This is a genomic window from Paraburkholderia sp. Ac-20342 (assembly GCF_017104985.1).
Taxonomy (GTDB): domain Bacteria; phylum Pseudomonadota; class Gammaproteobacteria; order Burkholderiales; family Burkholderiaceae; genus Paraburkholderia.
On the sequence record NZ_JAAGPQ010000047.1, the window covers coordinates 39,837 to 64,274 of the forward strand.

Consider the following 24,438-nt stretch of genomic DNA (forward strand, 5'->3'; position numbering starts at 1 on the left):
AGCGCGAATTTCTCGAAACCTGTAATCAGAAGTTGCCGAGGAACCAGTCCTTCATGCGCGAGAACACCTGCCCCATCGACCCCGACTGCACCGCAACCTTGCGCCCGCGCATGCGCTGCGAGCGGCCTTCGACGAGCAGGCCCATCGCCGTCGAGTAGCGCGGATTGCGCACCACGTCGGCGAGACCGCCCGCGTATTCCGGCACGCCGATGCGCACCGGCTTCAGGAAAATGTCCTCGCCGAGCTCGACCATGCCGATCATCATCGACGCGCCGCCCGTCAGCACCACGCCGGAGCTCAGCAGTTCTTCGTAACCCGACTCGCGCACGACCTGCTGCACGAGCGAAAACAGTTCTTCGACGCGCGGCTCGACCACGGCCGCGAGCGCCTGGCGCGACAGCGTGCGCGGACCGCGCTCGCCGAGACCCGGCACTTCGATCATCTCGTCCGGATCGGCGAGCGCCTGCTTGGCGATGCCGTAGTCGACCTTGATGTCTTCGGCGTCCGGCGTCGGCGTGCGCAGCGCCATCGCGATGTCGCTCGTGATCTGGTCGCCGGCGATCGGAATCACGGCCGTGTGGCGAATCGCGCCTTCGCTGAAGATCGCGATGTCGGTCGTGCCGCCGCCGATGTCGACGAGCACCACGCCCAGTTCCTTTTCGTCTTCCGTCAGCACCGCGAGCGACGACGCGAGCGGCTGCAGGATCAGGTCGTTCACTTCGAGGCCGCAGCGGCGCACGCATTTGACGATGTTCTGCGCCGCGCTCACGGCGCCGGTAACGATATGCACCTTCACTTCGAGGCGGATGCCGCTCATGCCGATCGGCTCGCGCACGTCTTCCTGACCGTCGATGATGAATTCCTGCGTGAGGATATGCAGCACCTGCTGGTCGGTCGGAATGTTGATCGCCTTGGCGGTTTCGATCACGCGCGCGACGTCGGCCTGCGTGACTTCCTTCTCCTTGATCGCGACCATGCCGCTCGAATTGAAGCTGCGAATATGGCTGCCGGCGATGCCGGTGAACACGTTCGTGATCTTGCAGTCGGCCATCAGCTCGGCTTCCTCGAGCGCGCGCTGGATCGACTGCACGGTGGCTTCGATGTTCACCACCACGCCTTTCTTGAGCCCCTTCGATTCGCTCTGGCCGAGACCGATCACCTCGTAGTGGCCCTCGCCCTTCAACTCGGCGACGATGGCCACGACCTTCGACGTCCCGATGTCGAGGGCGACCAGCAGATCCTTATAGTCTTTACTCATAGCGTGCTCATTGCGTGTGATGTCCGTTTACTTCTTGCCCTTGTCGGGTTCGCTGATGAAGCGCATGCCAGCGGCACGAATCGCGAAACCGTTCGGATAGCGCAAGTCCGCATACTCGATATCCTTTCCCCAACGTTGCGTGACCGCGTTCCATGCCGCGGTCAGACGCCTGCTGCGATCGGCGAGCGTGTCCTGATTGCGTTCGCGCCCCAGCTCCACCTGCGTGCCGTTCGAGAGCTTCACCGTCCACGCGTAGCGCGGCGACAGCGTTACTTCCTCGGGCGTCGCATTGAGCGGCGCGAACCACTTCTGGAAGTCGTGATAACGCGCGACGACTTCCTTTGCCGTACCGTCCGGGCCGTCGAACGCGGGCAGATCCTCGTCGAGCTCGCCCTGGTTCGCCGTGAACAGCTCGCCGTCGACGCTCACGAGCTGATCGCTGCCCCACGTCCCAAGCGGCTTGTACTCCTCCAGCGTGACAGCCAGTGCATTCGGCCAGACGCGCCGCACGCTCGCGTGGCGCACCCACGGCATCTGCTCGAAGGCCTGCCGCGCGACATCGAGATCGACGGTGAAGAAGTTGCCCTTCAACTTGCCGACCACGCCGGCGCGCACCGTCGGCGAATTGATATGCTCGGTGTCGCCGTCGATCTGGATTTCGCGCAACGCGAAATTCGGGCGCTGGATCAGCCAGTAACCGCCCGCCGCCAGCAGCAGGAGCACCAGCAACGCATGCAAGGCATTGCTGGCGAGATTGAGCTGGCGAACGTTGTTCCACATGGTGTTGCTTGCGATTGCCTTGATTAGTCGTTCAATGTCAGCGCCAATACGCCGACCACCAGGTCCTGATAACTGATGCCGACCGCGCGCGCCGCTTTCGGCGGCAGCGAGTGATCGGTCATGCCGGGCGCCGTGTTCACTTCGAGGAAATACGGCTGGCCTTCGCCGTCGAGCATGAAGTCGGCGCGGCCCCAGTCGGTGCAGCCGAGCACGTCGAACGCGCGGCGCGCGAGCTGCTTCAGGCGCGTTTCCTCGTCGGCGGGCAGGCCGCACGGAATCAGGTACTGCGTGTCGTTGGCGATGTACTTCGCGTGGTAGTCGTAGAACTCGCCGGCCGGCACGATGCGGATCACCGGCAGGTCCAGATTGCCGGCGATGCACGCGGTGTATTCGCCGCCGCCCTCGATGCTCTTCTCGACCACCACGATACGGTCGTGCTTGACGGCTTCGAGCAGCGCGGCCGGCAGCGCGTCCGCGCTCTTCACCTTGATGACGGCGACGCTCGACCCTTCGCTGGCCGGCTTCACGAACAGCGGCAGACCGAGCTTCGCGACGATCTCTTTGGAGCGCGCTGCGTAGTCGTCGCCGCGCAGCACCGCTTCGAACGGCGGCGTCGGAATACCGAGCTGCTGCCACACGAGCTTGGTGCGGAACTTGTCGAGACCGAGCGCCGAGCCGAGCACGCCGCTACCGGTGTACTTGATGCCGTAGAAATCGAGCGCGCCCTGAATCTGGCCGTTCTCGCCGTAACCGCCATGCAGCGCGTTGAACGCGCGCACGAAACCCTCTTCCTTCAACGCGGACAGCGGACGCTCGGCCGGGTCGAACGGATGCGCGTCGATGCCCGCGTCGCGCAGGCCTTGCAACACCAGCCGCCCGGAATTGAGCGACACCTCGCGCTCGGCGGAATCTCCACCGAGCAGCACGGCCACCTTGCCGAATTGTTTAGCGAGTTGATCGGATTTGATGCTGCTCATCTCACACCTTCTGTTCCTGAGCGAGGCGACCCGGCACACCGCCGATCGAACCCGCGCCCATCGTAATCACCACATCGCCGTCGCGCACCACGGTGGAGAGCGCGTCCGGCACTTCATCGACCGTATCGACGAACACCGGCTCGACCTTGCCCGCGACGCGCAGCGCGCGCGCGAGCGCGCGGCCGTCCGCGGCGACGATCGGCGCTTCGCCGGCCGCGTAGACCTCGGTCAGCACGAGCGCGTCGACAGTCGACAGCACCTTCACGAAATCCTCGAAGCAGTCGCGCGTGCGCGTGAAGCGGTGCGGCTGGAATGCCAGCACGAGACGCCGGCCCGGAAACGCGCCGCGCGCCGCTGCCACCGTGGCCGCCATTTCGACCGGGTGATGACCGTAGTCGTCCACCAGCGTGTAGGCGCCGGCGGCCTCGCCGTTGCTCATAACCGGCACTTCGCCGTAGCGCTGGAAGCGCCGGCCGACGCCGTTGAAATCCGCAAGCGCTCGCTGGATATCGGCATCTTTCACTTCAAGTTCAGTCGCAATCGCGATCGCGGCCAGCGCGTTCTGTACGTTGTGCTCGCCCGGCAGATTCAACGTGATGTCGAGCGGCGCCGCGTCTTCGCGCATCGCGGTGAAATGCATGCGGCCTTCGCGCGCCTCGACGTTGACCGCGCGCACCTGCGCGTCGGCCGCGAAGCCGTAGCGGATGATCGGCTTCGACACGAACGGCAGAATCTCCTTCACGTTCGGATCGTCGACGCACAGCACCGCGATGCCGTAGAACGGCAGACGGTGCGTGAATTCGATGAACGCCTGCTTCAGACGCGCGAAGTCGTGACCATAGGTATCCATATGATCGGCGTCGATGTTCGTAATGACTTCGATCACCGGGAACAGGTTCAGGAACGACGCGTCCGATTCGTCGGCCTCGGCAACGATGAAGTCGCCGGTGCCCAGGCGCGCATTCGCGCCCGCGCTGATCAGCCGCCCGCCGATCACGAAGGTCGGATCGAGCCCGCCCGCCGCGAGCACGCTCGCGACGAGCGAGGTGGTCGTGGTCTTGCCGTGCGTGCCGGCAATCGCGATGCCCTGCTTCAGGCGCATCAGCTCCGCGAGCATCACCGCGCGCGGCACGATCGGAATGCGGCGATGACGCGCTTCGAGTACTTCGGGGTTGTCGCTGCGCACCGCGGTCGATACGACCACCGCGTTCGCCCCCTCGATGTTCTCCGCCGCATGGCCGATCGAAATGCGCGCGCCGAGCGCGGCGAGACGTTCGGTGACCGCGTTGCCCGACAGGTCCGAGCCGCTCACCTGATAGCCGAGATTGACGAGCACCTCGGCGATGCCGCTCATGCCGACGCCGCCGATGCCGACGAAATGAATATGTTTGACGATGTGTTTCATTGCTTTCCTTCAGGGCTCATGCCCGCCGTCGAACCCGCACCCGCCACCGTCGCGCAGATCTGCGCGACCTGTTCGGTGGCATCCGGTTTCGCGAGCGAGCGCGAACGCTCCGCCATCTCCGCGAGACTTTCGCGTGTCCGGCTGCGCAACCAGTCGGCGAGCTTTTGCGCCGACAGATCGCGTTGTTGCACGACCAGCGCCGCGCCGTTGTCGGCGAGAAACGCTGCGTTGGTGGTCTGGTGATCGTCCACCGCATACGGGAACGGCACGAAGAACGCCGCGACGCCGACCGCCGCAATCTCCGACACCGTCATCGCGCCCGAGCGACAGATCACCAGATCGGCCGCTTCGTAGGCGCTCGTCATGTCGTCGATGAACGGCACGAGCGAGACGTCGGCACCCGCCTGCAAGCCGGCTGCCGCGTAGTTCTCGCGCAGCGCGTCGATATGCCTGGCCCCCGCCTGATGCACGATGCGCGGGCGCTCGTTGGCGCCCAGCAGCGCAACCGCGCGCGGCACCACTTCGTTCAACGCCGCCGCGCCGAGACTGCCGCCCACCACCAGCACGTTCAGCGGACCGCTGCGTTGCGCGTAGCGAGCTTTGGGTGCATTCGCGCGCGCAAGTTCCTCACGGATCGGATTGCCGGTCCATTCGCCGTGCGGCAGCGCATTCGGGAACGCGACGAGCACGCGTTTCGCGAGCTTCGCGAGCACCTTGTTCGCGAGACCCGCAATCGAATTCTGTTCGTGCAGCACGAGCGGCCGGCCACTCAGCGCGGTCATGAGACCGGCCGGAAACGTGATGTAGCCGCCCATGCCGAGCACGACATCGGGCTTCACGCGACGCAGCACGGAGAAGCTCTGCGTGCAGGCGCTCAGCAGGTTCACCGGCAGCATCAGCTTGGTCTTCAAACCCTTGCCTCGCACGCCGCCGAAACGCACGTACTCCATCGGAATGCCGTGCTTCGGCACGAGCGTCGCTTCCATGCCCGCCGGGTTGCCGAGCCACACGACTTTCCAGCCCCACGCCTGCATCCGGTGCGCGACCGCGAGCCCCGGGAACACGTGTCCCCCGGTGCCGCCGGCCATCACCATCAGCGTGCGTTGTGGCAGAGCCGTCATACTTTGCCCCCGCGCATCAGCACCCGGTTCTCGTAATCCACCCGCATCAGGACAGCGATAGCGACGCAGTTCAGCAGAATGCCCGAACCGCCGTAACTGACGAGCGGCAACGTGAGCCCCTTGGTCGGCAGAAGCCCGAGGTTCACGCCCATGTTGATGAAGGTCTGCGCGCCGAACCAGAGGCCGATGCCCTTGGCGACGAGACCCGCGAACGTGCGGTCGAGCGCGAGCGCCTGACGGCCGATCTCGAACGAGCGGCGCACGATCCAGTAGAACATCAGGATCACGACCAGCACGCCGACGAAACCGAGTTCCTCGCCGATCACCGCGAGAATGAAGTCGGTATGCGCTTCCGGCAGATAGTTGAGCTTCTCGACGCTGCCGCCGAGGCCCACGCCGAACCACTCGCCGCGGCCGAACGCGATCAGCGAGTGCGTCAGCTGATAGGCCTTGCCCTGCGCGTAGCGGTCGTCCCACGGATCGAGGTAGGCGAAAATCCGCTCGCGACGCCACGGCGACGCCCACACGAGCAGACTGAAGGTGCCCACCGCGGTCGCGACGAGACCGCCGAACAGCTTGCCGTTCACGCCGCCGAGGAACAGCACGCCCATCGCGATCGCCGCGATCACCATGAACGCGCCCATGTCCGGTTCGAGCAGCAGCAGCGCGCCGACAAGACCGACCGCGACCGCCATCGGCAGAAAGCCCTTGGCGAAGCTGTGCATGTACTCCTGCTTGCGCACCGTGTAGTTCGCTGCGTAGATCGTCACCGCGAGCTTCATGATTTCCGACGGCTGCATGTTCGTGATGCCGAGCGGAATCCAGCGGCGCGCGCCGTTCACGCCCTTGCCGATGTGCGGAATCAGCACGATCACGAGCGCAGCGAGCGAGATCAGGAAGAGCTTCGGCGCGTACTTGTCCCACGTCGAAATCGGAATGCGGAACGACACGACGCCGACCACGGCGCCCATCACGACGAAGATGACCTGGCGCACGAGGAACGCATAGTCGTGATACGAGGCGTACTTCGGCGAGTCGGGCATTGCGATCGACGCCGAATACACCATCACGATGCCGAGCCCGAGCAATGCGACCACGACCCACAGCAGCGAGTGGTCGTAGTCGAGCATGCGCGAGCGCAGCGGACGCACGCCGTTGACCGCGCTCGCGAGACCGCTGCCGCCCGTGCGGCCAGCGGCGCGCGCCGGGCCGGCGCTACTGCCGGCTGCTTCGCGCGAGCCGAAACGTTCCGACCAGCTCATATCATCGTCCCCCGTTCGGCCGCGATGTCTTCCACCGTGCCGCGGAATACCTCGGCCCGATGTGCGTAACTCCTGAACATGTCCAGGCTCGCGCAGGCGGGCGAGAGCAGCACCGCGTCGCCAGGCTGAGCGAGCGCGGCGGCAGCGCGCGTCGCTTCTTCGAGCGTCGCGTGATCCGTCATTGCGACGCCGCTGTGCTCAAGCGCCGCGCGAATCTGCGGCGCGTCGCGGCCGATCAGCATCACCGCGCGACACCAGCGCATGACCGGCTCGGCGAGCGGTTCGAACGCCTGGCCCTTGCCGTCGCCGCCGGCGATCAGCACGATGCGCTGCGCGAGACCGTCGAGCGCGGCGACCGTCGCGCCGACGTTGGTGCCCTTGCTGTCGTCCACGTAGTCGATGCCGTCGATCGACGCGATCAGTTCCACCCGATGCGGCTCGCCGCGATATTCGCGCAAGCCATGCAGCAACGGCGCGCCGGGCAGGCCGATCGCGCGCGCGAGCGCATACGCGGCCAACGCGTTCGCGGCGTTGTGCAAGCCGCGGATGCGCAATGCGTCGGCGGGCATCAGGCGCTTCAGCGCGATGTCCGGCGTGGCGGCCGCTTCGTTCTTGCGGCGGCGCTTCGGTGTCGGTTCGTCGCTCGCGTCGCGATCGTGCGCCTCGACGAGCCACACCATGCCGTTATCGCGCAGCAGACCATAATCGCCGTCGTTCTGCGGTTCGGCCACGCCGAACGTGATCACTTCGGCTTCACCGCTCGCGGACGCGAGCGACATCACGCGCGCGTCGTCGCGATTCAGCACGCGCACGGTCTGTGTACCGAAGATGCGACCCTTCGCCGCCGCGTACGCATCGAGCCCGCCGTGCCAGTCGAGGTGATCCTGCGTGATGTTGAGCACGGCCGCCGCATCGGGCGCAAACGTATGCGAGGTTTCCAGCTGGAAGCTCGACAGTTCGAGCACCCACACGTCGGGCAGCGCGGTCTGGTCGATCGCTTCGGAGAGCTTGTCGAGCAGCGACGGGCTGATGTTGCCGGCCACCGCGACCTTCCTGCCCGCGCGTTCGCACAGCAGGCCGGTCAGGCTCGTCGTCGTGGTCTTGCCGTTCGTGCCGGTAATCGCGATCACCTTCGGCGCGTAGCCCGATTCGCCGAGCGTGCGCAAGGCCTGCGAGAACAGTTCGAGCTCGCCCCACACCGGAATGCCCTGCTCGCGCGCCGCCGCGATCAGCGGCAGCAGATCGGCGGCGAGCGGCGACAGCCCCGGGCTGATCGCGACCAGTTCGACGCCGTCGAGCAGCGCCGGCACAAACGGACCGCCGACGAAATCGGCATCGACGCCATGCGCTTCGAGCGCGGACAGGTTCGGCGGCACCTCGCGCGTATCGGCCACCCGCAGCCGACAACCGTGCCTGGCGCACCAGCGCGCCATCGCGAGACCGGATTCACCCAGTCCCAGCACGAGCACCCTCGGCTTTTGCCGATCCCGAAACTTCTCGCCGAACATCGCCTGCTTCCTTAAATACCGCTGCTTAACGCAATTTGAGAGTGGACAAACCGAACAGGCACAACATCAACGTGATGATCCAGAAACGCACGACCACCTGCGTTTCCTTCCAGCCCGACAATTCGAAATGGTGATGCAGCGGCGCCATCCTGAAGAGGCGCCGCCCTTCGCCGTAGCGGCGCTTGGTGTATTTGAACCACGTGACCTGCAACATCACCGACAGCGTTTCCGCGACGAAAATGCCGCCCATGATGAAGAGCACGATTTCCTGGCGCACGATCACCGCGACCGTGCCGAGCGCGCCGCCGAGCGCGAGCGCGCCGACGTCGCCCATGAACATCTGCGCCGGGTGCGTGTTGAACCACAGGAACGCGAGGCCCGCGCCGCCCATCGCCGAGCAGAAGATCAGCAATTCGCCCGCGCCGGCAATGTGCGGGAACAGCAGGTACTTCGAATAGACCGAGCTGCCCATCACGTACGCGAACACGCCGAGCGACGCGCCCACCAGCACGACCGGCATGATGACGAGGCCGTCGAGGCCGTCGGTCAGATTCACGGCATTGCTCGCGCCGACGATCACGAGATACGTCAGCACGATGAAGCCCCACACGCCGAGCGGATAGCTGATCGACTTGAAGAACGGCAGCATCAGGTCGGCGCGCGCGGGCAAGCCCATCGACAGGCCGCTGCGCACCCACGCCATGAACAGGTCGAACACGCGCACGTTGCTCGCCTCGGACACGCTGAACGCGAGATAGACCGCCGCGAACAGACCGATCACCGACTGCCAGAAATACTTCTCGCGCGAGGACATGCCGCGCGGGTCCTTGTAGACGACCTTGCGGTAATCGTCGACCCAGCCGATCACGCCGAAGCCGAACGTGACGAGCATCACGATCCAGATGAAGCGGTTGGTCAGGTCGGCCCACAGCAGCGTGGCCACGGCGATGCCGAGCAGGATCAGCACGCCGCCCATCGTCGGCGTGCCGGATTTGACGAGGTGCGTTTGCGGACCGTCCTTGCGCACGGCCTGGCCGACCTTCATCGCGGTCAGCTTGCGAATTACCGCCGGGCCGCAGACGAGCCCGATCGACAGCGCGGTGATGGTCGCCATCACCGCGCGAAACGTCAGATAACTGAACACGCGCAAGAAGCTTGCGTCATTCTGCAGCCATTGCGCCAGCGCCAGTAGCATGCCGGGTTCCTTCTATTTCAATGTGCCGCGGGCGTCGTGCCCGCGGCGTTGGGTTGTGGACTCGTCACGGCGTCCACCACGCGCTCCATCTGCATGAAGCGCGAGCCTTTCACGAGAAGCGTTGCGGCCGCGCCGAAGCCGGCCTGCTGCAATTGCGCGACCAGCGCGCCGACATCGGCGAGGTGGTGCGCGCCCGCGCCGTATGCGGTGCAGGCGTCGCGCGAGGCGTCGCCCATTGCATACAGCGCGTCGATACCGCGCTCTTTCGCATACGCGCCGATTTCGCGATGAAACGCCGGGCCGTTGTCGCCGACTTCGCCCATGTCGCCCATCACGAGCACGCGCGGCGCGGCGCGCGACGCGAGCACGTCGATCGCGGCGCGCATCGAATCGGGATTCGCGTTGTAGGTGTCGTCGATCACCGTGGCGCCCGCGAGCGTGCCGAGCGCGGCCTGCTTCACTTGCAGACGCCCCTTCACCGCGCCGAACGATTCGAGACCGCGCCGAATCGCGTCGAGCGACACGCCCGCGGCGAGCGCCGCCGAAGTCGCCGCGAGCGCGTTGTGCGCGTTGTGATCGCCGAGCACCTGCAGCGTGACGTCGAGGTGGCCTTGCGGCGTGTCGATGCTCAGGCGCTGGCCGTCGAAGCGGCCCGTCACCGCGGCTTCGGTCGTGCGCTCCGCGCTGTTCAGCGCGAAATCGAGCATGCGGTTGCCGGTCGCGGCCACGCGCCAGATGCTCGCGTAGGCGTCGTCGGCGGGGAACACGGCCGTGCCTTCGGGCGCCAGCGCGTGAATCACGCTCGCGTGTTCGAGCGCGACCGCTTCGACGGTCGCCATGAATTCCTGATGCTCGCGCTGCGCGTTGTTGACGACGGCAACCGTCGGCTCGGCGATCTTCGCGAGCAGTTCGGTTTCGCCCGGATGATTCATGCCGAGCTCGACCACCGCGAGCTGATGCGCGGCGTGCAGACGGAACAGCGTGAGCGGCAGACCGATGTCGTTGTTGAAATTGCCGGCGGTGGCAAGACGCGCATCCGCGCCGACCGCGGCCGCGAAAATCGACGCGATCATTTCCTTGACCGTGGTCTTGCCGTTGCTGCCCGTGACCGCGACGAGCGGCATGCCGAACTGGCGGCGCCAGCCGCGCGCGAGCGCGCCGAGCGCGGCGCGCGTCTCGGCGACGCGGATCGCGGGCACGCTCCAGTTCTCCGGCGTGCGCGTAACGAGCACGGCCGCGACGTTGCGCTCGGCGACTTGCGGCAGGAAGTCGTGCGCGTCGAAACGGTCGCCCTTGATCGCGACGAACAGGTCGCCGGGGCCGGCACTGCGGCTGTCGGTCGAGACGCGCTCGAAACGCACGCCGGCGTCGCCCGACACGGTGGCGCCCGGAATCAGCGCGGCGGCTTCGTGCAGCGAGAACATGCTCATTCGCCACCTCCGCGTGCGTGCGTCGCGCGCGCGGCAAGCGCGAGGCGGGCGTGGTCCTGATCGGAGAATGCGCGTTTCTTGCCCATGATTTCCTGGGTGGCTTCGTGTCCCTTACCGGCCAGCACGACGACGTCGTCGCGCGCGGCGCCGCGGATCGCCTGCAGGATCGCGCTCGCGCGGTCTTCGATGCGGCGCGCCCGCGACGCGTCCCGCATGCCCGCGACGATCTGCTCGATGATCGACTGCGGATCTTCGCTGCGCGGGTTGTCGCTCGTAACGACAACGCTGTCGGCGAGCTTTTCGGCGATCGCGCCCATCAGCGGACGCTTGGTTGCATCGCGGTCGCCGCCGCAGCCGAACATGCAGACGAGTTCGCCGCCGCGCGCGGCCGCGATCGGGCGCAGCGCGGCGAGCGTCTTTTCGAGCGCGTCGGGCGTATGCGCGTAATCGACCACGACGAGCGGCTCGTCGTTTTGCAGACGGCCGCCAAGGCGCTGCATGCGGCCGTTCACCGATTCGAGCTTCGCGAGTTCGGCAAGCGCCGCGTCGAACGGCACGTCCGCGGCGAGCAGCGTGCCGAGCACCGCAAGCAGATTGCTCACGTTGAACGCGCCGAGCGTTTGCACGTCGACTTCGGCGCTGCCCCAGTCCGAGGTAGTCAGATGAAACGCCGTGCCGGTGGTCGTGGCACGCACGTTCGAGGCGACGAGCCACGCGTCGGCTTGCGGCGCATCCTTGGCGTCGACGCTGCCTTGCCCGGCTTCGATGCCGTACGCGATGGTGCGCGCATGGCCGCGCGTGGCCGCGAGCAAACGGCGGCCGGCGGCATCGTCGCGATTGATCACGGCTGCCTGCAGTTCGGGCCAGGCAAACAGGCGTGCCTTCGCCGCCTCGTAGGCGTCGAACGTACCGTGATAGTCGAGATGATCCTGCGTGAGATTCGTGAATACGGCGATGTCGAATGCAGTGCCGTTCACGCGCCCCTGATGCAGCGCATGCGACGACACTTCCATCGCGATCGCCTGCGCGCCCGCGTCGCGCAGTTGCGCGAGACTGCGTTGCAGTTGCGGCGCGTCGGGCGTCGTGAAGCCGGTGTGCACGAGCTGGCCGGGGAAACCGGTACCGAGCGTGCCGACGATCGCGCAGCGCGTGCCGAGCGCACTGAGCGCCGTGGCGATCCACTGGCTGCACGAAGTCTTGCCGTTCGTGCCCGTAATGCCGACCGCGAGCATCGCATCGCTCGGCTCGCCGTACCATGCGCTCGCGATCGAGCCGGCCAGTTCGTTCAGCGCCGGCACCGCGTGCGCGACCGACGCATCGAGCGCGCCAGCGAAACCTTCGGGCTGCACGAGCACGGCTGTCGCGCCGCGTTCGAGCGCCGCGTCGATGAACGGACGGTTGTCCGCGCCGTCGACCGCGTAGGCGAAGAACGCGTCGCCGGCCGCGAGCGAGCGCGTGTCGGCATGCAATTGCGCGCCTGGCCGCACGTGCTCGTGCAGCCAGGCGAGGGCGTCGGCGATCTGCCGGTGCGCTGGATGTTGCTCGCGCAGCACGCTCATCGCTCGACTCCGGGACGATTTTTCGCGTTGGCGGAAATGGTCATCTTTTTCACGCCGGGACTCGTGGACAGCTTCTTCACCGTGGCTTGCGTCGCCGGCGCACCGGGCGCGGGCGGAGCCGAGTCGTCGGTCACGACCATCTGCTTGACGGGCATGTCGGGCGGCACGTTGAGCGCGCGCAGCGTGTCGCCGACGATGCCCGAGAACACCGGCCCCGACACCTGGCCGCCGAAGTGGCTGCCCGCGGTCGGTTCGTCGACCGACACGGCGACGACGATGCGCGGATTCGGCATCGGCGCCATGCCGACGAACGACGCGCGGTATTTGGAGTGGTCGTAGCCGTGCGGACCGTGCTTGTACGCGGTACCGCTCTTGCCGCCGACGCGATAGCCGGGCACCGCCGCATCCGGCGACGTACCCTGCGCCGACACGACGGATTCGAGCATCGTGCGTACTTCGCGCGAGGTGGTCGGCGAGAAGATCTGCGGACCGGTGGCCGGCTGGTCACCCGGCGTGTGGAAAATCGTCACCGGCATGAGCTGGCCGTCGTGCGCGATCGCGGTGTACGCGCGGCCGAGCTGGAACAGCGACACCGACAGGCCGTAGCCGTACGACATGGTCGCCTGCTCGATGCGGCGCCAGCTCTTCCACGGACGCAGACGGCCCGCCGCCGCGCCGGGGAAACCGACCTTCGGCGCCTGGCCGAGACCGATGCTGGTGTACATGTTCCACATCTCTTCGGGCCGCAGCTGCATCGCGATCTTGGTCGCGCCGATGTTGCTCGACTTCTGGATCACGCCGCCGACCGTCAGCACGCCGAAGCCGGCGTCGTCGGTGATCGGCGCGCCATCGAGTACGAAGTGGCCGTTGCCCGTATCAACCAGTGTAGTCGGCGTCACGCGGTGCAGATCGAGCGCGAGCGAAATCGTGAACGGCTTCATGATCGAGCCCGGCTCGAACGTGTCGGTCAGGATGCGGTTGCGCAGCTGGTCGCCGGTCAGGTGCGAGCGGTCGTTCGGGTTGTAGGTCGGGTAATTGACGAGCGCAAGCACTTCGCCCGTGCGCACGTCGATCACCATCGCCGCGCCGGCCTTCGCCTTGAATTTCTCGACGGCCGCTTTCAGGTTCGTATACGCGATGTACTGGATCTTGCTGTCGATCGACAGGTCCACGTCCTGGCCGTTGTGCGGCACGACCTGCTCGTCCACGTCCTCGATCACGTGGCCCATGCGGTCCTTGATGACGCGGCGGCTGCCCGACATGCCGGCGAGCAGCTTCTGGTCGCCGAGTTCGACGCCTTCCTGGCCCTCGTCCTCGACGTTCGTGAAGCCGATCAGGTGGGCGGTAATCTCGCCTTCCGGATAGAAGCGCTTGTATTCCTCGCGCGAGTAGATGCCGGGGATGTCGAGCGCGGCGACTTTCGTGGCGACGTCGAGCGGCACCTGGCGCTTCACGTAGACGAAATTCTTGTCTTCCGACAGTTTCGTGCGCAGCTCCTTCGTCGTCATGCCGAGCAGACGCCCGAGCGAGTCGAGCTTGTCGGCGCCGAGATCGTCCGGCACCGCGTCGGGAATCGCCCAGATCGCGCGCACGGGCAGACTCGTGGCAAGCACGAGACCGTTGCGGTCGAGAATCTTGCCGCGCGTGGCCGGCAATTCGATGCGGCGTTGATAGCGGATTTCGCCCTGCTTCAGATAGAACGCGTTGCCCGGTCCCTGAATCCAGAACGCGCGCCCGGCGAGCGCGACGAACGCCATGAACAGCATGAACACGACGAGCTTCGAGCGCCACATCGGCAGGCGCACCGACAGGATCGGATTGGCGGAAAACGCAACGCTCTTGCGAGCCGACGATTTTTTCATCGCACGCCTCCGCGACGGGTTGCCGCCGGTGCCGAGGCCGGCGCCGAAGTGGGGATCGGCGCGTCGACGGCCTTCGCGGCGCCCGGGTCGAGCGTCAGGTATTGGGTGCGGCCCGTCGTGACCGACTGCATCTTCAGCGAGGCGGTGGCGATCTGCTCGATGCGCGAGGTTTTCGACAGCGCGCTCTGCTGATATTGAAGCTGCGAATAGTCCTGCTGCAGCTGGCGCTCCTGCGATTGGGCGCGCTGCAGCTGGATGAAAATCTGACGCTGCTGATTGGTCGCGTTGACGACCGACAAGGCACAGCCCATCACGATGATCAGCAGGAAAATGTTGAGACGGTTCATGGCGCGATCCGCTCCGCCACGCGCATCACGGCAGAACGGGCGCGCGGGTTGTCGGCGAGCTCGGCGTCGCCCGGGAATACGCGCCCGATGATCTTGAGCGGGGGGCTCGGCAGGTCGACCGCGCGGATCGGCAGGCGGCGGTCGACCGCCGGCGTGCTCGCGTGCGCCTGCATGAATCGCTTGACGATCCGATCCTCGAGCGAATGAAAGCTGATGACCACCAGCCGCCCCCCTTGCTCCAGCAACGACAGTGCTGCTTCTAGAACGACTTGCAACTCCGCAAGCTCTTGATTGACGTGAATCCGTATAGCCTGAAAGGTGCGGGTTGCCGGGTCCTTACCCTTCTCACGGGTTTTGACGACGTTAGCCACGATTTGGGCAAGCTCGCCCGTGCTGACGAGAGGCCCAAGACGGTCGGACTCTGCCCGGCGAGCAACAAGCGCCTTTGCAATCTGAAAAGCAAACCGTTCTTCCCCATAATCTCGTATCACCTCCGTCAATTCCTGCACCGTGGCCCGCGCGAGCCAGTCAGCCGCGGACTCGCCGCGCGTCGGGTCCATCCGCATGTCGAGCGGGCCGTCGGCGCGAAAGCTGAAGCCCCGCTCCGGATCGTCGATTTGCGGCGACGAAATGCCCAGATCCAGCAACACCCCCGACACCCGTCCTACGCCACGCTCCGCCATCGCGGAGCGCAGTGAAGCAAAACTCTCGTGCACGATGCCAAAGCGCGGATCGCCGATCTGCTGCGCCGTCGCAATGGCGAGCGGGTCCTTGTCGAACGCGATCAGCCGCCCCGCGTCGCCCAGGCGCTCCAGCACGAGACGGCTATGCCCGCCGCGGCCGAACGTGCCGTCCACATACGTGCCGTCCGCGCGCGTCACCAGCGCGTCAACCGCTTCGTTCAGCAGCACCGTGCGATGCTGCAACTCGTTTCTCATCGCAGATGCCATATAAATAAGCCGCGATCAGAACGTGAAATCTTTCAACGCGTCGGGCATGCCCTCGGCGATCGCCGCCTGTTCCTTCGCGGCGTAAATCTGTGCGTCCCACAACTCGAAGTGACGGCCCATGCCGAGCAGGGTCACTTCCTTCTCCAGCGAGCCGGCCGTGCGCAACTCCGGCGACACGAGCACACGGCCTGCGCCGTCCATATCCACATCCATTGCATTGCCGAGAAAAATGCGCTTCCACCAGGCTGCGTTCATGGGCAGCTTGTCGACCTTGTCACGGAAGATTTCCCATTCGGGGCGCGGAAAGAGCAACAGGCAGCCGTCCGGGTGCTTGGTGATCGTCACCCGTCCCTCTGCCTGTGTTTGCAGCGCATCCCGATAACGAGAGGGAATCGACATCCGCCCCTTCGCATCGAGCGTCAGCGCCGACGCCCCTTGGAACACTTCGCTCTCCCCTCTTGCAGCGCTATTGCGCCGGCTTCCCGATTCGTAAAAATCTACCCGAAAGTGGTGTTGAGATCACACAAAAATACACTTTCTCACACTGTCTCCCACTTTAGAGGAACGCTAAACACGGGTCAAGGGAGCGGCCCGCTTTTCGAGCGAATTTTGTTTGCTAGAACAAGGACTTAGCGCGACTCCCTCACGTCAGATATAAAACGGAAAACCGTTATAAATGAATGAGCTAGTGAAACTTGTGAAGGTGATACGTGAAAAGTGCGGGGAAACAGCGCGGATTGAAAGAGATCGTTAAGCCGGATCGGGAGGGATAAACAGGCCTTGCGGAGGGCTTACAGGAAGCGGCGGGTGCGACGCCGCCCCGGTTTCGGAAAACGGGTTTCAGCGGCGGTTCGGCTTGACAGTTTTATAGGTAATAGGCCGTGCGCGTCATGACCTTCGACATCGCGCGCATCAGCGCGCGCGCGGGAAACGGCAGTTCGACGCCGCCCGCATCCATCGCGGCCCGGCCGTGCTGCGCTTCGTCGATACGCATCTGCTCGACGATCGCGCGCGATTCGTGATCGGCTGCCGGCAGTTTCTCGAGATGGCTATCGAGATGCAACTCCACCTGACGCTCGGTTTCGGCCATGAAGCCGAGGCTTACGCGATCGCCCATGCGCCCGGCCGCGAAACCGACCGCCAACGCGCCCGCGTACCAAAGAGGATTCAGCAGACTCGGACGCGAGTCGAGCGCCTCGAGACGCTTCGCGGTCCACGCAAGATGGTCTTCTTCCTCGGCGGCGGCGTGCTCGAACATGGCGCGCAATACGGGCGAACGCGTGGTGAGTTTCTGCGCCTGATAAAGCGCCTGTGCGCAGACCTCGCCGACATGGTTCACGCGCATCAAACCGGCCGCGTGCGCGCGCTCCGCTGGCGAGAGTTCGGGTGCCTCGGCCGTCGCCACCGACTCGTGTGGAACCGGTAGCGGACGACCCATCCGCGACACGCCCGTCAGTGAGCGTAAACCCCGATCAAACTCGCCAATCAACTCGTCCAGCCACATAAAACGCTCCCCGATTCAAGCTGCGCCTCATCGCAGCGGAAGGTCCGCGCGACAAGGCTTTGCGACGCAAAACCGGCTGCGCGGAAAGCTCGAATCCGCATGAAATGGGCGACCCATTTCCGATTCTAGACCATGTTGCGTAAACGAAACAGGAGCCGTCCAGGCCCTCCGCTTTTTCTTTGTGGCATGTATGCCTTTTGTTACATTACGTGGCAACTTCTCGCGAAGTTGGACAAGCAAGGCCTTTGAGCCCTAGATAAATATTTCGCCTTGTACAAAAGATTCGTAATCCTTGGAGATCATTCGATGAAAAAGTCGCTTCTCGCTCTCGCAGCACTGGGCGCATTCGCAGGCGTCGCACATGCGCAGAGCAGCGTGACCCTGTACGGTATCGTCGACGTTGGTATCAACATGAACACCAACTCGGGTGGCTACCACAAGTACGACATGTCCAGCGGCGTTCTGCAAGGCTCGCGTTTCGGCCTGCGCGGCACGGAAGACCTGGGCGGCGGTCTGAAGGCCCTGTTCGTGTTGGAAAACGGCTTTGACGTGACCAACGGCAAGCTCGGCCAAGGCGGCCTGATGTTCGGCCGTCAGGCATACGTCGGCCTGTCGAGCAACTTCGGCACGGTCACGCTGGGTCGTCAGTACGACTCCGTCGTCGACTACGTCGGTCCGTTCGAAGCGGGCGATCAGTGGGGCGGCTACATCGCTGCTCACCCGGGCGATATCGACAACTTCAACAACGCGTATCGCACCAACAACACGGTCAAGTTCACGAGCGCGAACTACGGCGGCCTGACGTTCGGCGGCACGTATAGCCTCGGCGGCCAGGCAGGCAACTTCTCCGGCAACCAGATCTGGTCGTTGGGCGCTGGCTACAACAACGGTCCGCTGCAATTGGGCGTCGGCTATTTGAACGCACGTACGCCGGCAGCTTCGGGCGGTATCTTCAACAACGGCGGCACGATCACGGCACCGAACGCGGCAGTGACCTCGCCGGTCTACGGCGCTTACACGTCGGCTAACACGTACCAGGTGATCGGTGCGGGTGGTGCATACACGTTCGGCGCGGCTACCATCGGCCTGACGTATTCGAACATCCGTTTCGCCAACCTCGGCACGACGTTCGCGCAACCGAGCGTCCGCGGTCAGTCGGCTACGTTCAACAACGGCGAAGTCAACTTCAAGTATCAGCTGACCCCGGCATTGCTGGTCGGCGCTGCATACGACTACACGCGTGGCGCGAGCATCGCAGGTGCGTCGACGGCTCAGTACCACCAAGGCGCTGTGGGCGTGGACTACTTCCTGTCCAAGCGTACGGACGTGTACGTGATCGGCGTGTACCAGCATGCTCTGGGCGATGTGCTGAACGCAGCCGGCAATGGCGTGGTCGCTGCAACGGCTGGCATCAACGGCCTGACCGGCTCGACGAGCGCCAACCAGTTCACGGCTCGCGTCGGTATCCGTCACAAGTTCTAATAAGTCGTAAAAACGCAGTTTGTCTCAAAGGCGCCTTCGGGCGCCTTTTTTTGTGCTCGCCATTTGTGGCTAGCCGGGGAACCGGTGGATTCGCGGTGCCGGGTGTTTGCCGTGCGCTTACCGTGCGCTGCTCGCTCGGGCGGCAATCTCGACAAAGAAAAACCCGGCGGGCTTTCGTCCGCCGGGTTTTTCTTCCGGGTTTTCCTGTTTGCTATCTGACTCGCCGGTTAGCGTGCCGGCCTGGCACGCTCCGATGCGCTCACGCCCTTCCGTCGCGCAGCTCGCGGCGCAGAATCTTGCCGACGTTGCTCTTCGGCAGTTCCGTGCGGAATTCGACGACCTTTGGCCGTTTATAGCCGGTCAGTTGCGTCTTGCAGTACGCGAAGATGTCCTCGTCGGTCAGCGCCGGGTCCTTCTTCACGACGAACAGCTTCACCGCCTCGCCCGAATGCGGGTCCGGCACGCCGACCGCAGCGACTTCGAACACGCCCGGCAGCTTCGCCACGACGTCCTCGATCTCGTTCGGATACACGTTGAAGCCCGACACGAGAATCATGTCCTTCTTGCGGTCGACGATCTTCACGAAGCCATCCGCGTTCATCATGCCGACATCGCCCGATTTGAAGAAGCCGTCCGGGGTCATGACCTTCGCGGTTTCGTCCGGACGGTTCCAGTAGCCCGCCATCACCTGCGGTCCACGGATGCAGATTTCGCCGGCCTGGCCGAGCGGCACTTCGTTGCCGTCGTCATCGCGAATCGAGATTTCGGTGGACGGCAGCGGCAAACCGATCGTGCCGCTGTATTCGGTCACCGTGACCGGGTTGCAGGTCGCACACGGCGACGTTTCCGACAACCCGTACCCTTCGACGATCGGCGTGCGCGTTGCCTCGAACCAGCGCTTCGCGACCGCCTCCTGCACGGCCATGCCGCCGGCGTTCGCGGTGAGCAACTTCGAGAAGTCGAGCTTGTGGAAGTCGGGGCTGTTCAATAACGCGTTGTAGAGCGTGTTGACGGCAGGGATCGTCGTGATCGCATAGCCTTCCAGCGATTTGATCGTGCCGGGAATATCGCGCGGATTCGGAATCAGCACGCCGAGACCGCCGGTGCGGATCGTCAGCAAGCCGCACACGGTCAGCGCAAACACGTGATAAAGCGGCAGCGCGACGACCGTGATGAACTGATCGATATCGGTACGATTCGCGCGCACCGGATTGAGCCACACTTCCGATTGCAGCACGTTCGCGATCAGATTCCGGTTCAGCAGCGTCGCGCCCTTGGCCACGCCGGTCGTGCCGCCCGTGTATTGCAGGAACGCCACGTCGTCCGGTCCCTGCTGGACGGGTTTGAAACCGAGACCCGCGCCCTGCGCGATCGCGGCGTTGAACTTGATGTGGCCCGGCAGGCTCCACGCCGGCACCATCTTCTTGACCTTGCGCACGACGAAGTTCACGAGCGGGCCCTTGATGCCCATCAGGTCGCCCATCGTCGCAACGACGATATGCTTGACCGCCGTATTGCGCACGATCGCCTGCAGCGTTGCCGCGAAATTCTCGAGCAGGATAATCGCTTCGGCGCCGCTGTCCTTCAACTGATGCTCGAGTTCGCGCGGCGTGTAGAGCGGGTTCACGTTCACGACGACGTAGCCCGCGCGCAAGATGCCGGCGATCGCCGCCGGATATTGCAGCACGTTCGGCATCATGATCGCGACTCGCGCGCCGCGCGCGAGTCCCTTCGACTGAAGCCATGCGGCGAGCTTGCGTGAGAGTTCGTCGAGTTCGCCGTACCTGATTTCCTTGCCCATGCAGACGAACGCCGGCTTGGCCCGGTGTTCGCGAAACGCATCCTCGAGCAGTTCGGCTACCGACGAATAGAGGGAAGGGTTGATTTCTGCGGGAACGCCGGGCGGATAAGATTTCAGCCAGATTTTCTCCATGCAGCGTCTCCTGAATTATTTTCGAATGGTCGTGCTAAAAATCGCATCGTAGCACGGACACATTATTGCTATCGACGAAAGCGATGAGGTTAGACTGCTGACTCGAACCCGTGGGGGCCCGGATGCCGAGTGGCCGTGCAGCCGGCCTTCCGGGGGCATTTCAGGCTCGCTCGACTTCGACGAGACAGTCATAAAACGTGGCGGAGCCGCCGAGATCGGTGAGTGCCTGGCTCGTCAGCTGATTGGCGTTGCGACCGTCCGGCGCGAGCTTTTTCCACCAGATCGACAATCCGACCACGAGCCCTTCGCGCGCCCTATCGGTCACGCGGGCGCGCGCCTGCATCGAACCGCGGTCGTTGAAAATACGCACCTGCTCGCCGTCGGCGATGTTTCGCGCGTGAGCGTCGGCTGGATGGATGTCGAGATGCGGCTCACCTTCCGTCGCACGCAAACTCTCGATATTCACGAAGGTGCTGTTCAGGAAGTTGCGCGAGGGCGGCGAAATCATCGCGAGCGGATAACGGGAGGCGAGTTCGGGCGCGCCGTCGGCGGATTCGTGGGGCGGCAGATAGTCGGGCAGCGGATCGAGCCCCTGCTGCGCGAGACGTTCACTATAGAACTCGCACTTGCCGGATGGCGTGTGGAAACCGCCATCGGCAAAAGGTGCATCGGGCAGGTTGAGTTTGGCCCAGCCGTTCTGTTTCAGCGTCGCCCAGTCGATGCCTTCGAGCGTTTTGTCCTGCCAGCGGAACGCGGCCTGCGCGATCGCTTCATCGCTCTCGAATAGCGCGGTGTCGTCGAGTCCCATGCGGCGCGCGATGCCGCGAAAGATTTCGGTGTTCGGGCGGGCTTCGCCGATTGGGGCGATCGCAGGCAGGTTAGCCATCACGTGCGTGTGGCCGTACGACTTGTGCACGTCGAGGTGTTCGAGCTGCGTGGTGGCGGGCAGGAGCAGGTCGGCGTAGTCGGCGGTATCGGTCTGGAAATGCTCGAGCACGATAGTGAACAGATCCTCGCGCGCAAAACCGGCTGCAACACGCTCGGAGTCCGGCGCGACCGCCACGGGATTCGAGTTGTAGACGACAAGCGCCTCGATTTTCGGACCGAACGCGGCGTCGCCGGGATGCAGCAACGCGTCGCCAATCGCATTCATATTGACGACGCGGCTCGGCTTGGCCGGCCAGCCGGGCATCAGGTCCGGACGCTGCAGAGCATGCGAATCGACCGGCGCCCAGCCGCTCGATGACAGCAGCGCGCCACCCGAACGTTCGCGCCAAGCCCCCGTCAACGTCGGCAGACACGCGATGGCGCGTACCGCATTGCCACCGCCGCGCACGCGTTGCAGACCGTAATTCAGGCGAATCGCGGCCTTCTTCGTGCTGCCGTAAAGCCGCGCAAGTTCTACGATTGTCCGCTCTTCGATACCGCAAATCTCGCTAACTCGCGACGGCGGATAGCCAAGCGCGCGCTCCTTCAACCCGGCGAAACCCAGCGTATGCGCGGCGATGTACTCATGGTCGAGCCGGTCTTCTTCGATGAGCACGTGCATCATGCCGAGCGCCAAAGCGGCATCGGTGCCGGGCTTCAATGCAATGTGCTGGTGGCATTTCTCGGCGGTGAGCGAGCGATACGGATCAATTGCGATCAGCCGCGCGCCGCGACGCTTGGCTTCCTGCGCGCGCGTCCAGAAATGCAGATTCGACGCGATCGGATTGGCGCCCCAGATCAGAACGACTTCGCTCTCGGCAAAAAACTCGATGTGCATGCCGATGCTCGCACCGTACGTGTATTTCAGCCCCGCGGCGCCGGCCGCGGCGCAAATCGTGCGGTCAAGCTGGGACGCGCCGAGCTTGTGAAAAAGCCGCTGCGAAATGCTCTCGCTCTGCACGAGCCCCATCGTGCCGGCGTAGCTGTACGGCAGAATCGCTTCCGGTACGCGGCGCGCGATCTCCGCCAGACGAGTCGCGGCCAGTTCCAGCGCGGCGTCCCAACTGATCGGCTCAAAGCGCCCCTCGCCCTTGCGACCGATGCGTTTCATCGGCGTGGTTAGCCGGTTCGGATGGTACACACGCTCGGCATAGCGGCTAACCTTGGTACACAACACGCCTTGTGTCGGCGGATGCTCCGGGTCGCCCGCGACCTTGATCGCCCGCCCATTCTCGACGGTCACACGCATCGCACAGGTGTCGGGGCAATCGTGCGGACACACGGCACGTGCGAATTCGGTCGGGGCATTCATCGAAATGTTTCCAGGCAGACGGTGAGCACGAGCAATGTGGAATTTTATTACGCCATTAGGCCGCCGACCTGGGTGGTGCCGCCAAAAATACCTTCGGCGTAGAATCGATTATCTCCGTGCCCGGGCCAAGCGGCCCCGAGCGATCCCACGCAAGCCCAGCACACCATCACGCCATCATGAAACTGATCCCCGAAATCCAGGCCGCTCGCGGCGAAATCCAGACTCTCCGACGAACCATCCACGCCCACCCGGAACTGCGCTATGAGGAGGCAATGACGGCCGATCTCGTCGCCCGGACGCTCGAGTCATGGGGCATCGAAACTCATCGTGGATTGGGTAAAACAGGTGTGGTCGGCGTATTGAAACGTGGCAACGGCACGCGCGCGATTGGCTTGCGTGCCGACATGGATGCGCTACCGATTCAGGAACTCAACAGCTTCGAGCACCGCTCGAAAAACGACGGCAAGATGCACGCGTGCGGTCATGATGGACATACCGCGATGCTGCTCGGTGCAGCGCAATATCTGGCGAGGCACGGTGATTTCGACGGCACGATCGTGTTCATTTTCCAACCGGCCGAAGAAGGCGGCGCTGGTGCGCGAGCAATGATCGACGATGGCCTGTTCGTGAAATTCCCAGTGGATGCGGTGTTCGGCATCCACAACTGGCCGGGCATACCGGCGGGTCACTTCGGGGTGACGGAAGGTCCGATCATGGCGTCGAGCAACGAATTCCGCATCGAAATCAAGGGCGTGGGCGCGCATGCCGCGCTGCCGCACAATGGGCGCGATCCGGTTTTTACGGCGGTGCAGATCGCGAATGGACTGCAAAGTATCATCACGCGCAACAAGAAGCCGCTAGATACGGCGGTGCTGTCGATTACCCAGATTCATGCCGGCGATGCGGTCAACGTTGTCCCGAACGATGCGTGGATCGCGGGAACGGTGCGGACTTTCACAACGGAGACGCTCGATCTGATCGAAACGCGCATGCGCAAGATCGCGGAGAGTACCGCTGAAGCATACGATTGCTCAGTCCAAGTCCGCTTCCATCGAAACTACCCGCCGACGGTCAACAGTGGCGAGGAAGCGCGTTTTGCGGCGACGGTGATGAAGGAGATTGTCGGTACGAAAAATGTCGACGATGCCGTCGAGCCGACAATGGGCGCTGAGGATTTTTCCTTCATGTTGCTGGCGAAACCGGGTTGCTACGCCTTTCTGGGCAACGGAGAAGGCGGGCATCGGGAAGCTGGACACGGCGCGGGCCCTTGCATGCTGCATAACGCAAGCTATGACTTCAACGATGAATTACTGCCGGTCGGGTCGACTTATTGGGTTCGGCTGGCGCAGAAGTTTCTCGCGCAGGGGAAGTGAGGCGTAGTGGGTGAGTGTTGCCGTGCCTTGCTGTAGATCAGCGAATAGAGTGGCCCGGTTTTTGACAGTTCTGCCCGACGCTCCCGTGCGTCCAGCGAATCCATGCTGGCATTAGAGAGGAATCGGGCCGTAAACGGCCGGACCCCGGCACTCAGAGTGAGAAGCCGGGGTCCGTGTTACAGCATGAGGAGCCTGACGATTACCTACTTTCACACGGGCAATCCGCACTATCATCGGCGTGGAGTCGTTTCAC

Annotated in this window: 19 protein-coding genes; 2 read left to right on the forward strand and 17 right to left on the reverse strand. The window is 64.4% G+C overall.

The window, feature by feature from the left end:
• Window positions 1-25 precede the first annotated feature (25 nt).
• The 15 genes from ftsA to coq7 form a co-directional block, all read right to left on the reverse strand.
• Complete coding sequence (gene ftsA / locus G3N58_RS20095; RefSeq protein WP_167048695.1) at window positions 26-1,258, reverse strand: cell division protein FtsA; 1,233 nt, start codon at window positions 1,256-1,258, stop codon at window positions 26-28.
• Between the two features lie 27 nt (window positions 1,259-1,285).
• The gene (locus G3N58_RS20100; RefSeq protein ID WP_167048693.1) at window positions 1,286-2,038 is read right to left on the reverse strand and encodes a cell division protein FtsQ/DivIB; all 753 of its coding nucleotides are present in this window, start codon (window positions 2,036-2,038) and stop codon (window positions 1,286-1,288) included.
• A gap of 23 nt (window positions 2,039-2,061) precedes the next feature.
• Window positions 2,062-3,015 carry a D-alanine--D-alanine ligase gene (locus G3N58_RS20105; RefSeq protein ID WP_167048691.1) on the reverse strand — a complete coding sequence of 318 codons (954 nt, stop codon included), beginning with the start codon at window positions 3,013-3,015 and terminating at the stop codon, window positions 2,062-2,064.
• Window position 3,016: 1 nt separating this feature from the next.
• On the reverse strand, window positions 3,017-4,420 hold the full coding sequence (gene murC, locus G3N58_RS20110) for a UDP-N-acetylmuramate--L-alanine ligase (RefSeq protein WP_167048689.1): 1,404 nt from the start codon (window positions 4,418-4,420) through the stop codon (window positions 3,017-3,019).
• Entirely contained in the window at window positions 4,417-5,541 is a 1,125-nt protein-coding gene (murG, locus tag G3N58_RS20115; protein ID WP_206000019.1) for an undecaprenyldiphospho-muramoylpentapeptide beta-N-acetylglucosaminyltransferase, read from the reverse strand. Before murG ends, murC begins: the two co-directional genes overlap by 4 nt.
• A complete protein-coding gene (ftsW, locus tag G3N58_RS20120; RefSeq protein WP_167048685.1) occupies window positions 5,538-6,803 on the reverse strand; it encodes a putative lipid II flippase FtsW in 1,266 nt (421 codons plus the stop codon). Before ftsW ends, murG begins: the two co-directional genes overlap by 4 nt.
• Window positions 6,800-8,311: a UDP-N-acetylmuramoyl-L-alanine--D-glutamate ligase gene (murD, locus tag G3N58_RS20125; protein ID WP_206000020.1), complete on the reverse strand. Its 1,512-nt coding sequence runs from the start codon at window positions 8,309-8,311 to the stop codon at window positions 6,800-6,802. Before murD ends, ftsW begins: the two co-directional genes overlap by 4 nt.
• 25 nt (window positions 8,312-8,336) lie before the next feature.
• Entirely contained in the window at window positions 8,337-9,506 is a 1,170-nt protein-coding gene (mraY, locus tag G3N58_RS20130) for a phospho-N-acetylmuramoyl-pentapeptide-transferase (protein ID WP_167048681.1), read from the reverse strand.
• 17 nt (window positions 9,507-9,523) lie between these two features.
• Window positions 9,524-10,936 carry a UDP-N-acetylmuramoyl-tripeptide--D-alanyl-D-alanine ligase gene (gene murF / locus G3N58_RS20135; protein WP_206000021.1) on the reverse strand — a complete coding sequence of 471 codons (1,413 nt, stop codon included), beginning with the start codon at window positions 10,934-10,936 and terminating at the stop codon, window positions 9,524-9,526.
• Complete coding sequence (locus G3N58_RS20140; protein WP_206000022.1) at window positions 10,933-12,495, reverse strand: UDP-N-acetylmuramoyl-L-alanyl-D-glutamate--2,6-diaminopimelate ligase; 1,563 nt, start codon at window positions 12,493-12,495, stop codon at window positions 10,933-10,935. Before G3N58_RS20140 ends, murF begins: the two co-directional genes overlap by 4 nt.
• A complete protein-coding gene (locus G3N58_RS20145; protein ID WP_167048675.1) occupies window positions 12,492-14,357 on the reverse strand; it encodes a penicillin-binding protein 2 in 1,866 nt (621 codons plus the stop codon). Before G3N58_RS20145 ends, G3N58_RS20140 begins: the two co-directional genes overlap by 4 nt.
• The gene (gene ftsL, locus G3N58_RS20150; protein WP_167048673.1) at window positions 14,354-14,704 is read right to left on the reverse strand and encodes a cell division protein FtsL; all 351 of its coding nucleotides are present in this window, start codon (window positions 14,702-14,704) and stop codon (window positions 14,354-14,356) included. The genes G3N58_RS20145 and ftsL overlap by 4 nt, the downstream gene beginning before the upstream one ends.
• A complete protein-coding gene (rsmH, locus tag G3N58_RS20155; RefSeq protein WP_167048671.1) occupies window positions 14,701-15,654 on the reverse strand; it encodes a 16S rRNA (cytosine(1402)-N(4))-methyltransferase RsmH in 954 nt (317 codons plus the stop codon). The genes ftsL and rsmH overlap by 4 nt, the downstream gene beginning before the upstream one ends.
• Before the next feature lie 15 nt (window positions 15,655-15,669).
• Window positions 15,670-16,098: a division/cell wall cluster transcriptional repressor MraZ gene (gene mraZ / locus G3N58_RS20160; RefSeq protein ID WP_167048669.1), complete on the reverse strand. Its 429-nt coding sequence runs from the start codon at window positions 16,096-16,098 to the stop codon at window positions 15,670-15,672.
• 421 nt (window positions 16,099-16,519) lie between these two features.
• Complete coding sequence (gene coq7, locus G3N58_RS20165; protein WP_206000023.1) at window positions 16,520-17,158, reverse strand: 2-polyprenyl-3-methyl-6-methoxy-1,4-benzoquinone monooxygenase; 639 nt, start codon at window positions 17,156-17,158, stop codon at window positions 16,520-16,522.
• A 306-nt stretch (window positions 17,159-17,464) separates the two neighbouring features.
• Here coq7 and G3N58_RS20170 point away from each other — a divergent pair, with 306 nt between their 5' ends.
• Window positions 17,465-18,640 (forward strand): porin, encoded by a 1,176-nt coding sequence (locus G3N58_RS20170; protein WP_167048665.1) that lies wholly within the window; start codon window positions 17,465-17,467, stop codon window positions 18,638-18,640.
• Between the two features lie 259 nt (window positions 18,641-18,899).
• Here G3N58_RS20170 and G3N58_RS20175 read toward each other — a convergent pair whose 3' ends face one another.
• Both G3N58_RS20175 and G3N58_RS20180 read right to left on the reverse strand, forming a co-directional pair.
• Entirely contained in the window at window positions 18,900-20,573 is a 1,674-nt protein-coding gene (locus G3N58_RS20175; protein ID WP_167284637.1) for a long-chain fatty acid--CoA ligase, read from the reverse strand.
• A gap of 160 nt (window positions 20,574-20,733) precedes the next feature.
• A complete protein-coding gene (locus tag G3N58_RS20180; RefSeq protein WP_206000024.1) occupies window positions 20,734-22,812 on the reverse strand; it encodes a molybdopterin oxidoreductase family protein in 2,079 nt (692 codons plus the stop codon).
• Between the two features lie 176 nt (window positions 22,813-22,988).
• Between G3N58_RS20180 and G3N58_RS20185 the strand changes: the two genes are divergently transcribed.
• Window positions 22,989-24,185: a M20 aminoacylase family protein gene (locus G3N58_RS20185; RefSeq protein ID WP_167048659.1), complete on the forward strand. Its 1,197-nt coding sequence runs from the start codon at window positions 22,989-22,991 to the stop codon at window positions 24,183-24,185.
• The last annotated feature ends 253 nt before the right edge of the window (window positions 24,186-24,438 follow it).

Bases quoted from the DNA above. Each gene is read 5' to 3' on its own strand.
- G3N58_RS20180 (WP_206000024.1), bottom strand. From the start codon at position 22,812: ATGAATGCCCCGACCGAATTCGCACGTGCCGTGTGTCCGCACGATTGC.
- G3N58_RS20145 (WP_167048675.1), bottom strand. From the start codon at position 14,357: ATGAAAAAATCGTCGGCTCGCAAGAGCGTTGCGTTTTCCGCCAATCCG.
- G3N58_RS20105 (WP_167048691.1), bottom strand. From the start codon at position 3,015: ATGAGCAGCATCAAATCCGATCAACTCGCTAAACAATTCGGCAAGGTG.
- coq7 (WP_206000023.1), bottom strand. From the start codon at position 17,158: ATGTGGCTGGACGAGTTGATTGGCGAGTTTGATCGGGGTTTACGCTCA.
- G3N58_RS20185 (WP_167048659.1), top strand. From the start codon at position 22,989: ATGAAACTGATCCCCGAAATCCAGGCCGCTCGCGGCGAAATCCAGACT.
- ftsA (WP_167048695.1), bottom strand. From the start codon at position 1,258: ATGAGTAAAGACTATAAGGATCTGCTGGTCGCCCTCGACATCGGGACG.
- rsmH (WP_167048671.1), bottom strand. From the start codon at position 15,654: ATGGCATCTGCGATGAGAAACGAGTTGCAGCATCGCACGGTGCTGCTG.
- murC (WP_167048689.1), bottom strand. From the start codon at position 4,420: ATGAAACACATCGTCAAACATATTCATTTCGTCGGCATCGGCGGCGTC.
- G3N58_RS20100 (WP_167048693.1), bottom strand. From the start codon at position 2,038: ATGTGGAACAACGTTCGCCAGCTCAATCTCGCCAGCAATGCCTTGCAT.
- murG (WP_206000019.1), bottom strand. From the start codon at position 5,541: ATGACGGCTCTGCCACAACGCACGCTGATGGTGATGGCCGGCGGCACC.
- mraY (WP_167048681.1), bottom strand. From the start codon at position 9,506: ATGCTACTGGCGCTGGCGCAATGGCTGCAGAATGACGCAAGCTTCTTG.
- G3N58_RS20175 (WP_167284637.1), bottom strand. From the start codon at position 20,573: ATGGAGAAAATCTGGCTGAAATCTTATCCGCCCGGCGTTCCCGCAGAA.
- ftsL (WP_167048673.1), bottom strand. From the start codon at position 14,704: ATGAACCGTCTCAACATTTTCCTGCTGATCATCGTGATGGGCTGTGCC.
- G3N58_RS20170 (WP_167048665.1), top strand. From the start codon at position 17,465: ATGAAAAAGTCGCTTCTCGCTCTCGCAGCACTGGGCGCATTCGCAGGC.
- murF (WP_206000021.1), bottom strand. From the start codon at position 10,936: ATGAGCATGTTCTCGCTGCACGAAGCCGCCGCGCTGATTCCGGGCGCC.
- G3N58_RS20140 (WP_206000022.1), bottom strand. From the start codon at position 12,495: ATGAGCGTGCTGCGCGAGCAACATCCAGCGCACCGGCAGATCGCCGAC.
- murD (WP_206000020.1), bottom strand. From the start codon at position 8,311: ATGTTCGGCGAGAAGTTTCGGGATCGGCAAAAGCCGAGGGTGCTCGTG.
- ftsW (WP_167048685.1), bottom strand. From the start codon at position 6,803: ATGAGCTGGTCGGAACGTTTCGGCTCGCGCGAAGCAGCCGGCAGTAGC.